Below are 12,448 nucleotides of genomic sequence, written 5' to 3'. Positions count from 1 at the left end.
TTCAGGCCTGGGCTACCGTAGCTATCATAATTTCTTTACAACCGGCTTTCTTCAGTTTGGATGCCAGCTCAAAGGTAGTGGCTCCGGTGGTGAACACGTCATCAATCACAATGCAAACGGCATCCTCAATGGCTTCGGGATTCTGAACCTCAAAAGCCCCGGCAATATTCTTCCTTCTCTTTTCGAGAGAAAACCCGGTTTGCGTACTCGTATTCTTAGTCCGGATGACCGTTTCCTGCTTTACAATATGAAGATTCGTTACCTCGGCTACACCTTTTGCAATATGGAAAGCCTGATTATAACCCCGCATTCTTCTTTTCTTTTTATGAAGGGGAACCGGAAGCAGCAAGGCCTTCTTATTCCTGATTCCATTGACAAACAGAGGATTACCAAGCAGGCTTTTACCAAGCTGGCGACCCACATCTTCCCCAACTCCGATCAACCGGTTATACTTAAGCTGATGCAAAAGCTCTTGCAAATGCCCGCCTTTGTCAAAATTCCAGAGCGCATGCTGAAGGCTGATCCCTTCCGGAAGCAGGATATCGCTTGAAGCTTGTTTTCCACCCCGGTAAGCTTCCTCAAATTTATCTTTTAGACACATCGTACATACAAAGTTTTCATTCGTCGATAGCTTCAGCCCGCAAACCGTACATACTTTGGGAAATAAGACCTCTAAAACGCCCTCTTTAAATTTTGTAAGCAACATAATTTTTCCGCATCAATTAAAGCTAAAAGTTTGCTTTTCCTATCACATTTAATTACTTAGCTTCTTATAATTTTGTAAGCAGACCTAAATTATTTTATATGTCTCTGGGAAAAGACCTTGCCTCTATACGTAAAAGCCAAAACCTCTCATTAGAGGATATACAAAATGCTATTAAAATTCCTCTTAGCACACTAAAAAGCATTGAGGATGGCAGCATATTTTCTGACAAGGGTAAGAACAAAACCTATGTTCGCAGCTTTGTACGAAGCTATGCCAAGGTTTTGAAAATTGAAGATGATGAAATTGTTCAAGCGCTCGATGAATTGGAAGAAGGCTCCTACACAGGTAGCTTGATTGGAGACTCAACGGAAAACGAATCTGAATCACAGTTCGATTTAGCCCCCAAAGACACCCTCCCTTCTGAAAGCCCTGATGATGACAAACCTGCTTTTGAGGAAATGAAACCCAAACAGGAACCCAAGGAGCCGAAAAGAACTCCACCTCCCCCCGAAGAAGACCCGATCAACTGGGCAGATATGGGCCGTAAGTTTACAACAGCAAGTAAAGACTCCAGGGTTTGGTTGATGATACTGATTTTCGTGATTGTAGGTGCTCTTGGCACAACCGGATATATATTCTGGGATGATATCGGCTCGTTCTTCCAAAGTGAAACCGCAGAAACCGAGCAGCCAACCACCGGACCATCTGATCAAAATGCCATTCTACCAGCCCCGGTAGATTCCACTGCTATCTCAGAGAATAACGAACCGGAAGCAGGTGAAACATCAACTACTGAAAATGAGCAAACATCACCAGCGGAACCCATCGAGCTGGGAGACACGCTCACCATCTCTGTTTATGCTGCCTACGGTCAGCTTGAACCCATTCGTGTGACCAGCGACTTGAACTGGCGTACCAACCCTTTTTGGATGGAGCAAGGTGAGTCATACTATTTTGATTTCAGTGACACTCTGCTTGTTCGCGGTCAGTACAGCCGGTTATTGTTGATGTTCAATGGACATGTAATTGAAAACCCGCGACAGAATTATTTTAATTCCGCGTTCAATTCAATCATGATAACACGGGATGTGCTCGATCAGCCCCGATACCTTGCTCCTCCCCCAAGCGAGTTTCCGCTCAGCGTAGGCCCACCAGATAGCACCGTGTACAGAATCAGATTATAGCAGCATTTAAAATGACTAAGAAAGAAGCCCGGGAACGCGTAAACGAACTTCGTGATCTTCTTGACCAGGCCAACAAAGCCTATTACAAGGATGCTCAGCCTTTTATGAGCGACAAAGAGTTTGATGAAACACTCAAAGAACTCGAACAGCTGGAAAAGGAATTTGAGCTTCACGATCCGGAATCTCCAACACAAAGGGTCGGGGGTGAAGTTTCTTCCGTTTTTGAAACGGTTCAGCATCCGGTCCCACTCCTCAGCTTAGACAATACCTACAACGAGGAAGAACTGAATGATTTTGACGGACGGGTAAAGAAAATACTCGGCCATGAAGATTATGAATATATGGTGGAGCTTAAATTTGATGGCGCCTCACTCCGACTTCGATACGAAAATGGAGAATTAGCCCTTGGTGCAACCCGCGGTGACGGTCAGCAGGGGGATGACATCACCAACAATGTGAAAACTATTCGCGATATCCCTCTTACATTGAAAGGTGACTATCCTCCGGTTGTTGAAGTTCGTGGAGAAGCCTACATGGAGCGCGAAGCTTTCGCACGAATGAATCAGCACCGGGAAGAACAGGGACTCCCTGTTTTTGCCAATCCCAGAAATTCCACCGCCGGATCTTTGAAAATGCAGGATCCCAAAGCCGTCTCCCAGCGCCCCATCCGCTTTTTTGCTTTTGATTTGCTGCTGGATGAAGAAGATGATCCCTTAACTCAGTTCCGTAAAGCTGAACTTTTAGCAGAATTTGGGCTGCCTGTTTCGGAATATTATGAAGTCTTTGCATCTATCGATGAAGTTCATAGCATCATCAAAGAGTGGGATGATTTACGCCATCAGCTTCCTTATGAGACAGACGGCGTGGTAATTAAGGTAAACCAAAGCCATTTACGGGAAGAACTCGGAACGACTTCTAAATTTCCTCGCTGGGCTATCGCTTACAAATTTGAAGCTGAGCAAGCCACCACTACTATTAACGACATTACCCTGCAGGTAGGCCGGTTGGGAACTATCACTCCGGTTGCTGAGCTGGAAGCTGTTGAACTGGCCGGCACTACTGTGAAACGGGCTTCTCTGCATAATGAAGATGAAATTCAGCGAAAAGATATTCGTATAGGCGATACCGTTGTGGTTGAAAAAGCCGGGGAAATTATCCCTCAGGTCATCAGTGTGGTCAATCCGGATCGTGAGGATCGAAGTGAGCCGTTCAAATTTCCGAAAACCTGCCCTGCTTGTAACTCCGATCTCATCAAATACGAAGATGAAGTTGCCTGGCGATGTGTGAACCCCACTTGTCCGCCCCAGGTACGCATCCGCATCGAGCATTTTGCTTCCCGGGATGCCATGGATATAGAAGGACTGGGCGAATCTGTTGTTGATCAGCTGGTTTCTGAAGGACTGATCAAAACCTATGCTGACTTATATGACTTACGGAAAGAGCAGATTGTGGAACTGGATCGTATGGCTGAAAAGAGTGCGCAAAACCTGATAGATGCCATCGAGAAAAGTAAGGAACAGCCCTTTGAGCGTGTTATTTACGCGCTGGGTATTCGCTTTGTCGGGAAAACCGTAGCCAAAGATTTAGCCAAAGCATTTAACACCATGGAGAAGCTGCAGTCACTTAGTGAAGAAGAACTTACCGATGTAGATTCCATCGGACCCAGAATAGCCGAGTCGGTGGTTGACTTCTTCAGCAATGAAAAGAACCGGGCGATTGTACAACATTTGGGCGAGAAAGGCCTTCAGTTTGAACAGGAAGAAGAGCAATTGGCCTCCAACATATTTGAGGGTAAAAAATTTGTGCTTACAGGCTCCCTCCCAACCTATACAAGAAAAGAAGCCACTGACCTCATTGAAAAGCACGGCGGTAAAACAGCCTCTTCGGTCAGTGGAAACACCGATTATGTATTAGCCGGGGAATCAGCCGGAAGCAAACTTGATAAAGCTAATCAACTCGGAGTCCCTGTTTTAGATGAAACCAAATTCCGGGAATTAATCGGAGAGTGACAAGTGGCAAGTGATAAGGTGATGTGGTGATGTTTTGTTTAACCACTTCACCACCTCACCACCTCACCACCTCATCACCCTATCACCCTATCACCTCATCACCCTATCACCCTATCACCCTATCACTTCATCACCAATTCACTCCCCACTTTATCCCTCCCTAAAATTCCCTATCTTCCCGAAATTCACCTAAGCCCTACGGTATATGGACATTAAACCATTGGATACGGAACAGATTGGACTGAAGACGCTGGAGAAACATCTCATGCGTTCCAAAAGTGAAGTTTCCCTGAAAATTGGTTTACCGAAAGAGATCTCTTTTGACGAACGTCGGGTCTCGCTGACTCCCGGTGGTGCTTCCATTTTGAAGGCAAACGGACACGAAATTTTCATCGAAAAGGGAGCTGGTGAGGATGCCAACTTCCCCGATCACGAGTATGCCGATGCCGGAGCTGAAATCGCCTACTCTCCTGATGATGTTTTTAAAAAATCCGATTTAATTCTAAAAATAGCACCGCTCACCAAAGATGAGTTCAAGCTTTTGCAACCCGGACAAGCTTTGATTTCAGCCCTCCACATGGGTAGCCAAACCGAAGATTACCTGAAAGCTCTTACCGAAAAGTCCATAACCGGGATTGGCTACGAGTTTATCCGGGGGGAAGACAAAGAATTTCCCATCGTACGAATGATGCATGAAATTACGGGTTCAATGTCGGTACAAATTGCGGCTCACTACCTGGAGAGCATGAGCGGCGGACAAGGTATTATGTTGGGTGGAATTTCCGGGGTCCCGCCTGCTACTGTGGTTATTTTGGGAGCCGGCATTACCGGCGAATATGCAGCACGAACAGCTCTCGGTTATGGCGCACAGGTTTTTGTAATGGATACTGATTTAACAGCTCTGCGACGGCTTGAAAACGCCCTTGACCGGCGAATCATTACGGCTGTAGCCAATCATCAGTATTTAAGTACCGCCCTGAAATTTGCGGATATTATCATTGGTGCAGCAATGGCCGAAGGTGAACGATCGCCCTGCTGGGTTACTGATGAAATGGTTGCCGGAATGAAGGCCGGAAGTGTAATTGTGGATACAGTTATTGATCAGGGAGGATGTGTAGCTACCAGCCGGCCTACCACTCATTCCAATCCTGTTTATTCTGAGCATGATGTTATTCATCATTGTGTGCCCAACATCCCGGCAAATGTTCCCCGAACAGCTACCTACGCCCTTAATAACGTACTGGTACCATACATTTTAGCGATTGGAAACGCCGGTGGAGTTAAGGAATGTCTGTGGGAAAATGTAGCCCTAAGAAACGGCACTTATTCCTATAAAAAGCATATCACCAAGAAAACTCTGGCCAAAATGTTTGACATGCCGTACCGAGAGATTGAAATGCTTATTGCCTCCCAAATTTGAAATTACCTGATGTCAGAATTAGCTGAATCGAATTACAAACGTATTTCTATCATCAACTGGATGCTAACCGTACCTATGATGGTGCTTTTTGCGTGGCCATATTATTTTGGAGCGGGCTTAATCGGCATGGATATCCTTTTCAGGTACATCGGCGCCTTTTTCTTTGCGGTTCCTTTTATGCTTACCATCCTGCACGGACATGTAACCATGGCTTTGGGCTCTGTTCACCGTCATCATTATTATGACTGGATGACCAATGAAAAACCTCTCACCTTTGGACTCTTCTTTCATCCAATGTTTGTCAGAACCCGGTTTCGACTGATTATTCTAATAATCAGTGTATTACTTCTACCCGCAGGTTATTTAATCGGTTTATAATAGTAGGAACGTATCACATGATACGTTCCTACTGAAATTAATATGCTGTGCCTTTCTTGATATCTTCTACCACACTTGGATCCAGCAGCGTTGAAGTATCTCCAAGATTATCGAGATCATTGGCAGCAATCTTCCGAAGAATGCGGCGCATGATTTTACCGGAACGGGTTTTCGGTAATCCGGCAACAATCTGGATTTTGTCCGGCTTGGCAATGGGACTGATGATTTTTGTAACCAGATCATTCAGCTCTTTTTTGAACGCCTCCGGATCCTTGATTTCTTCATCACAAATCATGAAGGCGAAGACACCCTGCCCTTTGATGTCGTGCGGATAACCCACAACAGCCGTTTCCACTACCTTCTCATGCTCATCAAGGGCATTTTCAATTTCAGCTGTACCCAGACGGTGGCCGGAAACATTAAGCACATCATCCACCCTTCCGGTAATGCGGTAATAGCCGTCTTCATCCCTGCGGCAACCATCGCCGGTAAAGTAATAGCCCTTATAGGTACTCAGATAGGTTTGAATATACCGGTCATGATCTCCATACACCGTTCGGGCTATAGATGGCCATGGGTGTTTGATACACAAGTTTCCGGATACATCATTTCCTTCAATCTCATTTCCGTCTTCATCCATTAACACCGGGAAAACTCCGGGCAATGGGAGAGTCGCAAAACCGGGTTTGGTTGGGGTGATTCCGGCCAGTGGTGAAATCATGATTCCTCCCGTTTCGGTCTGCCACCAGGTATCTACGATCGGGCATTCTCCACCGCCGATATGTTCATCATACCAATGCCAGGCTTCTTCGTTAATCGGTTCACCCACGGTGCCAAGTACTTTCAGCGAACTCAGATCATACTTCTTCACATAGTCAATATCGTACGACATCAACGCCCGAATAGCGGTCGGTGCCGTATAGAAATGTGTTACCTCGTATTTCTCTACAACCTCCCAAAGCCGACCAGCATCAGGATAAGTAGGAGTTCCTTCAAAAATAATTCCGGTTGCTCCATTAAAAAGAGGGCCGTAAATAATATAACTGTGACCGGTAATCCAGCCAGCATCGGCCGTACACCAGTAAATATCATCGGCTCCAACCTGAAATACCTGACGGAACGAATAACTGGTGTACACCATATAGCCTCCGCAAGTGTGTACCACACCTTTCGGCTTGCCGGTAGAACCGGATGTGTATAGAATGAAAAGCGGGTCTTCAGCATCCATCTCAACCGCTTCATGTTCTCTGGATGCATTACGAATCAGGTTATGCCACCATTCATCACGTCCTTCTTTCCAGTCAATTTCACGGTTGGTGCGCTGGCATACAATCACGCTTTCAATAGAAGGGCTGCTTTCCAGCGCCTCATCAGAAATATCTTTCAATGGAACGTGCTTGTCGCCACGGCGAAGTCCGTCATTGGTAATCAGCATCTTCGCCTCGCAATCGTTGATTCGCTCTGACAGTGATTGAGCTGAAAAGCCGGCAAATACGATCGAATGTACAGCACCAATACGGGCACAGGCAAGTGCAGCAATTACAAGCTCCGGGGTCATCGCCATGTAGATAACAACACGGTCCCCTTTTTCAACCCCTTTGCTCTCCAGCACATTTGAAAATCGGCATACATCTTCATGCAGCTGTTTATAGGTGATGGTTCGACGAAAGGAATCCGGGTGATTCGGCTCAAATATAAATGCCGTTTTATTGCCAATGGTATTCAGGTGACGGTCTAAGGCATTTTCAGTGATATTCAGCTTACCACCTTCAAACCACTTAATATTCGCATCTTCAAAACTTCCGCTTTGGGTTTTATCCCACCGCTTTCGCCAATAGAACGTTCCGGCCTCATGGTCCCAGAATTTCAACCGGTCTTTTTTACTTTCCTCAAAATTCTCTTTGTACTCGTCGAACGATTTTATATTAAGCCACATTTTTTATTCAGTTTGGTTATTCAATTTTGCTGATGTTGAAGGTTTTTTTGCGGATAATCAAGTCAAACTCTCGTTTTGAGAAGATTTAACCTTTTTTATGCACATAGATGAGTAAAGGCAAACAAATTATTGAACACTGGTTTGAAGCCAGGGGCTGGAATATCTTCCCCTTTCAGCAGGAGGTTTGGAATGCCTTTCTTAATGGTAAACAGGGATTACTGAATGCCCCAACCGGAAGTGGTAAGTCCTTTGCCTTGTTTATGCCGAATCTCATCAAATGGATTGATGAACACCCCGAACAGTTCCGCAAGAAAGAGAAAAACGGGCTGAAAGTTTTATGGATAACACCGCTTAGGGCATTAGCTAAAGACATTCAAATAGCTCTTCAAAGCTCGGTTGATGAAATGGGAATTCCCTGGGAAATAGGGCGGCGCACCGGGGATGTGTCTCAATCTGTAAAGCAAAAGCAAAACCGGAAGATGCCGGAAGTTCTCATCACCACTCCGGAAAGCGTACATATCTTACTAGCACAAAAAAACTGCGAACGGCATTTCAAAAATCTGGATACGGTAATTGTAGATGAATGGCATGAATTACTGGGTTCGAAACGAGGTATTCAAACAGAGCTTGGACTATCAAGGCTAAAAGGACTTCGTCCAGAACTACAGGTATGGGGAATTTCAGCTACCATAGGGAACCTTGACGAAGCACAGGATGTGTTGCTGGGACCTAATCAAAAAGAAGCCGTCATCATTAAAGCAAACGTTCCGGAAAAAATCGAGGCCATCTCCGTCCTCCCCGATGAAATGGAAAACTTTCCATGGTACGGTCACCTGGGGTTGAAACTGCTCCCAAAAATTCTCCCGATTATTGATGAAAGCCGCTCCACCCTAATTTTTACCAATACCCGTGCCCAATCGGAAATCTGGTTCCAAAACCTACTGGAAGCCCGCCCTGATTTAGCCGGAGCCATCGCCATTCATCATGGCTCGCTCGACCGCAAGGTAAGGGATTGGGTTGAAGCTTCCCTGCACGAGGGCATTTTAAAAGCGGTCGTTTGCACCTCCAGCCTGGATTTGGGAGTTGATTTCAGCCCTGTTGAAACCGTGATCCAAATCGGAAGTCCCAAAGGAGTAGCACGATTCATGCAGCGAGCCGGTCGCAGCGGGCATCAACCCGGTTCCACCAGCAGAATTTATTTTGTTCCCACCCATGCCCTGGAGTTGATTGAAGCTGCTGCCTTAAAATCGGCCATCCACTCCGATGAAATGGAAAGTCGCGACCCGGTTCTCAAACCCTATGATGTATTGATTCAGTATTTGGTCACTCTTGCTGTTTCAGATGGATTTTATCCCGATGAAATTTTCACGGAAGTAAAAGACACCTTCGCCTATCAAACCCTAACAGAAAGAGAATGGAATGACATCCTGCAATTCATCACCGTGGGTGGTAAATCGCTGAGCAGATATAATGAATACTCAAAAGTAGAGATTGATGAAGACGGATTTTATAAAGTAACCAGCCGGAAGATTGCTCGACGGCACCGAATGAGTATCGGTACCATTGCCAGCGACGCCATGCTGCGGGTAAAATACATGAGCGGAAGATCACTGGGAGCCGTTGAAGAATGGTTTATTGCTCAACTTAATATTGGAGATACCTTTTGGTTTGCAGGCCGTAATCTCGAGCTTATAAAAATGAAGGACATGACTGTCTATGTTCGAAGAGCAAAGGGCACTTCTTCCAAAGTTCCCAGCTATATGGGAGGACGCATGTCTCTTTCTTCTAACATGACCCATATTCTTCGTAAAAAGATGCATCAGGCCGTTTCAGGTGGTTATGATGATGTCGAGCTTAAAAAACTGGAGCCGCTTTTTGAGATTCAGCGGGATTGGTCTGTTTTACCTGATGAAGATCAGTTTCTGATTGAAAAATCTTTTTCTCGTGAAGGGTGCCACGTATTTTTCTTTCCGTTTGAAGGGCGTTATGTGCATGAAGGAATGTCGGCCCTGATTGCCCACCGCCTCTCCAAGATGACTCCCATTACGTTTTCGATTGCCATGAATGATTACGGCTTCGAATTACTTTCCGATCAGGATATTCCCATAGAAGCAGCTTTGGAAAATGACCTGTTTTCTGCAGATAACCTTGTGGAAGATATCATGGCCAGCATCAACAGTGCTGAGTTGGCCAAGCGCAGGTTCAGAGAAATTTGTCAGATAGCAGGCTTAGTATTTCAGGGGTTTCCGGGACAATCCAAAACCAACAAGCATCTTCAAATGTCGAGCAGCCTCTTTTTTGATGTGTTTATGGAACATGAACCCGATCATTTGCTCATTCAACAAGCTTTTGATGAAGTGATGAGCATTCAGCTTGACGAGGTAAGGCTACGCAAAGCCCTGAAAAAGATATCCGAACAGACAATTGTTTTCAATCTTACCGAGCGATTTACTCCTTATGCTTTTCCTATTATGGTAGATCGCCTTAGAGAAAAGCTTAGCTCCGAGAAACTTACAGACCGCATCAAAAAAATGCAGCTGCAATTAGAAAAGCATGTGAAATGAGGTTCAAGAACGCACAACAGTTAAAACTTAAAAGCCAAACATTAAAGCTGCTCCCGCAAAAAGCCTTGTTCTGGAAAGAACAAAAAATGCTTGTGGTGTCCGATGTACACCTCGGGAAATCAGGCCATTTCCGTAAACATGGAATCGCGGTACCAAACTCTGTTAATGAGTCCAACATCTCCCGGTTAAATGAACTTGTTGAGAAGATCGAACCTGAAAAAATAGTCTTCCTCGGCGATTTATTTCATAGTGAATCGAACAACGAAATCGAGCAATTCAAAGAATGGAGGCAGGCTCATGCGGCTACGGAAATGATACTTACTATCGGAAACCATGACCTCTTAACCGGTATTGAATATGAAAAGATGGGGTTGAATTGTGTGAACCAATTTCACGCTTCTCCATTTACTTTCCTCCATGATGAATCCGAAAATCAGGACTCGAACTCCTATTGCATATCCGGGCATATTCATCCGGCCGTTAAGCTCAAAGGGAAAGCACGTCAACACCTTTACGTACCCTGCTTTTACTTTGGCAAACAAGCTGCCTTACTCCCTGCTTTTGGAAGTTTTACCGGCAGTTACAGAATTAATCCCGCACAGAATGAATCTGTTTTTGCGATTGTTGAGCAGGAGATAATACAAATACCCGTCAATTCTTAGCCTTCACTAAAAATGTGTTACAAGCAAATTTTGCCTTTTATTTTTCTTTTTTTGGGAGCCTTTTTTCTCATTTCACCCGAAATGTTACACGCACAAAACAGCACTTTTGATGCTCAATTCCACGCACAAAAATCATATGATTTGCAAAAAAAAGGAATGATTTTTCTTGGAAGTTGGGCAACTTTGAACATTTTATCCGGCTCAACAGGGTATTTTTTGAGCGAGAAATCAACTAAATATTTCCATCAAATGAATGCAGGATGGAATCTTGTAAACGCGGGAATTGCAGGCTTTGCTCTTTATAGTATTTCCCAAATTGATGTTGCCTCGCTCAGCTACACTCAGTCTCTAAATGAACTTCAGAGACTGGACAAGTTCCTGCTCTTAAACACCGGATTAGATGTGGGGTATATGTCAACCGGAGCCTGGCTATGGGAACGGGGAATACGAAAGAAGTCCTCCCGACTTGAAGGGTATGGGAAATCATTAATCGTACAGGGTGGATTTTTGCTTGTCTTCGACCTGGTGCTATATTTTTTACACAGCCCCATCACTTCAGATCTGATACAATTAACGGAAAGTATAAATGTTACTGCTTCGGGATTTAGAATTAATTTCTAAACCTATTGATTGGACTTACGCTTATAACAGTGGTGTAGGCGGCTTAGAATTCGGTGCTTGCGCGTACGCACGTTAGCATTAGAGAGGTCGAACTCCTGAACGGCATCATCTGTGCTGGCATCGGGCTTATCCATGAAATACTCGATAAATTCACGCGATTTTTTACGAAGCTCGCTCAGGCATTCTTCTAATATACGCTGTCGTTCTTTATCCAGTAGATTCTTGAACTGCTCTTCAGGCTCATACACTTCATTAAAAGCCTCATCGTCATAATTAAACTTATGCTGCCGCTTCACATAGCGAAGATACTCGTGCCGGCAGGCTTTGATCAGGTAACTGAAAATATACTTACTGTTCTTGATGTTGTTTTTTCGGACCTGTTCAAACACATCCAGGAAGGCCTGCTGAACACATTCTTTTGCAGCGTTTGCTTCAGCACTCATTACCACCTGAAGATAATCCTCAAGCCTGGGTATCACTTCCGATAAAAGCTCACTGGCTTTTTCATCATTCCCCTTCTGGAGCGCTTCTACTAATTCTGAATAATCAACTCTGAGTTGTGCCAAACTAACCAACCACTAATTAAAATTTTCAGCACTCTTTGTGCCTTTTTCCTTATGCGATAACCGGCATATGATTACCACATCATATAATCCGTCAAAATGTTTACAGCTTCAATAATAAGTGATTTTTTTTGAATTATTAATCCTTTTTAATCTTTTAGTGGCGGCTATAAATATTAAAAATTAGATTATATGTGTAACAAATAGATTAAAAAACACTCTTTTACTGGAGTATATGTATGTTTTTTAATTTAAAAATTGACTTTAAATAAAATTGTAACAAACAGAGTTCAAGGAACTCTTGTACTTGACCCAATTTTTAACCAAAAACCCATTACTGTTATGAAATCTGTTAAATCTCTTTTCGCCCTCATCGCTATCGTTTCTCTGTCGTTCGGATGTGCT

At 44.3% G+C, this 12,448-nt stretch carries 10 protein-coding genes; 7 read left to right on the top strand and 3 right to left on the bottom strand.

Translation table 11 applies throughout. The features are described 5' to 3' along the window. Nucleotide 1: 1 nt before the first annotated feature. Nucleotides 2-706 carry a phosphoribosyltransferase family protein gene (locus JJ941_RS13275; protein ID WP_290966140.1) on the bottom strand — a complete coding sequence of 235 codons (705 nt, stop codon included), beginning with the start codon at nt 704-706 and terminating at the stop codon, nt 2-4. 98 nt (nt 707-804) lie between these two features. On the opposite strand from JJ941_RS13275, the gene JJ941_RS13270 reads away from it, so the two are divergent. The 4 genes from JJ941_RS13270 (at nt 805) to JJ941_RS13255 (ending at nt 5,697) form a co-directional block, all read left to right on the top strand. Then, entirely contained in the window at nt 805-1,890 is a 1,086-nt protein-coding gene (locus JJ941_RS13270) for a helix-turn-helix domain-containing protein (RefSeq protein WP_290966138.1), read from the top strand. An 11-nt stretch (nt 1,891-1,901) separates the two neighbouring features. Beyond that, nucleotides 1,902-3,899 carry an NAD-dependent DNA ligase LigA gene (gene ligA / locus JJ941_RS13265; protein WP_290966136.1) on the top strand — a complete coding sequence of 666 codons (1,998 nt, stop codon included), beginning with the start codon at nt 1,902-1,904 and terminating at the stop codon, nt 3,897-3,899. Nucleotides 3,900-4,104: 205 nt separating this feature from the next. Beyond that, nucleotides 4,105-5,319: an alanine dehydrogenase gene (locus JJ941_RS13260; protein WP_290966134.1), complete on the top strand. Its 1,215-nt coding sequence runs from the start codon at nt 4,105-4,107 to the stop codon at nt 5,317-5,319. A gap of 9 nt (nt 5,320-5,328) precedes the next feature. Next, on the top strand, nt 5,329-5,697 hold the full coding sequence (locus JJ941_RS13255) for a hypothetical protein (protein WP_290966131.1): 369 nt from the start codon (nt 5,329-5,331) through the stop codon (nt 5,695-5,697). A 37-nt stretch (nt 5,698-5,734) separates the two neighbouring features. Here JJ941_RS13255 and acs read toward each other — a convergent pair whose 3' ends face one another. After that, nucleotides 5,735-7,633 (bottom strand): acetate--CoA ligase, encoded by a 1,899-nt coding sequence (gene acs / locus JJ941_RS13250; protein WP_290966130.1) that lies wholly within the window; start codon nt 7,631-7,633, stop codon nt 5,735-5,737. A 107-nt stretch (nt 7,634-7,740) separates the two neighbouring features. Between acs and JJ941_RS13245 the strand changes: the two genes are divergently transcribed. From JJ941_RS13245 to JJ941_RS13235, 3 genes are all read left to right on the top strand, one after another. After that, nucleotides 7,741-10,197 (top strand): ligase-associated DNA damage response DEXH box helicase, encoded by a 2,457-nt coding sequence (locus tag JJ941_RS13245; RefSeq protein ID WP_290966128.1) that lies wholly within the window; start codon nt 7,741-7,743, stop codon nt 10,195-10,197. After that, nucleotides 10,194-10,859, top strand: a complete 666-nt coding sequence (gene pdeM, locus JJ941_RS13240) for a ligase-associated DNA damage response endonuclease PdeM (RefSeq protein ID WP_290966125.1) — start codon at nt 10,194-10,196, stop codon at nt 10,857-10,859. The genes JJ941_RS13245 and pdeM overlap by 4 nt, the downstream gene beginning before the upstream one ends. 81 nt (nt 10,860-10,940) lie before the next feature. Next, nucleotides 10,941-11,480 carry a hypothetical protein gene (locus JJ941_RS13235; RefSeq protein WP_290966122.1) on the top strand — a complete coding sequence of 180 codons (540 nt, stop codon included), beginning with the start codon at nt 10,941-10,943 and terminating at the stop codon, nt 11,478-11,480. A 2-nt stretch (nt 11,481-11,482) separates the two neighbouring features. On the opposite strand, the gene JJ941_RS13230 is transcribed toward JJ941_RS13235, so the two are convergent. Then, the gene (locus JJ941_RS13230) at nt 11,483-12,046 is read right to left on the bottom strand and encodes a sigma-70 family RNA polymerase sigma factor (protein WP_290966119.1); all 564 of its coding nucleotides are present in this window, start codon (nt 12,044-12,046) and stop codon (nt 11,483-11,485) included. Nucleotides 12,047-12,448: the final 402 nt, after the last annotated feature.

Source organism: Gracilimonas sp. (assembly GCF_017641085.1).
Lineage (GTDB): Bacteria > Bacteroidota > Rhodothermia > Balneolales > Balneolaceae > Gracilimonas.
The sequence above is the reverse complement of the archived record's forward strand: the minus strand, read 5'-3'. Positions and strand labels throughout refer to the sequence as shown.

Bases quoted from the DNA above. Each gene is read 5' to 3' on its own strand.
- JJ941_RS13260 (WP_290966134.1), top strand. From the start codon at position 4,105: ATGGACATTAAACCATTGGATACGGAACAGATTGGACTGAAGACGCTG.
- ligA (WP_290966136.1), top strand. From the start codon at position 1,902: ATGACTAAGAAAGAAGCCCGGGAACGCGTAAACGAACTTCGTGATCTT.
- acs (WP_290966130.1), bottom strand. From the start codon at position 7,633: ATGTGGCTTAATATAAAATCGTTCGACGAGTACAAAGAGAATTTTGAG.
- pdeM (WP_290966125.1), top strand. From the start codon at position 10,194: ATGAGGTTCAAGAACGCACAACAGTTAAAACTTAAAAGCCAAACATTA.
- JJ941_RS13270 (WP_290966138.1), top strand. From the start codon at position 805: ATGTCTCTGGGAAAAGACCTTGCCTCTATACGTAAAAGCCAAAACCTC.
- JJ941_RS13275 (WP_290966140.1), bottom strand. From the start codon at position 706: ATGTTGCTTACAAAATTTAAAGAGGGCGTTTTAGAGGTCTTATTTCCC.
- JJ941_RS13235 (WP_290966122.1), top strand. From the start codon at position 10,941: ATGTTACACGCACAAAACAGCACTTTTGATGCTCAATTCCACGCACAA.
- JJ941_RS13255 (WP_290966131.1), top strand. From the start codon at position 5,329: ATGTCAGAATTAGCTGAATCGAATTACAAACGTATTTCTATCATCAAC.
- JJ941_RS13245 (WP_290966128.1), top strand. From the start codon at position 7,741: ATGAGTAAAGGCAAACAAATTATTGAACACTGGTTTGAAGCCAGGGGC.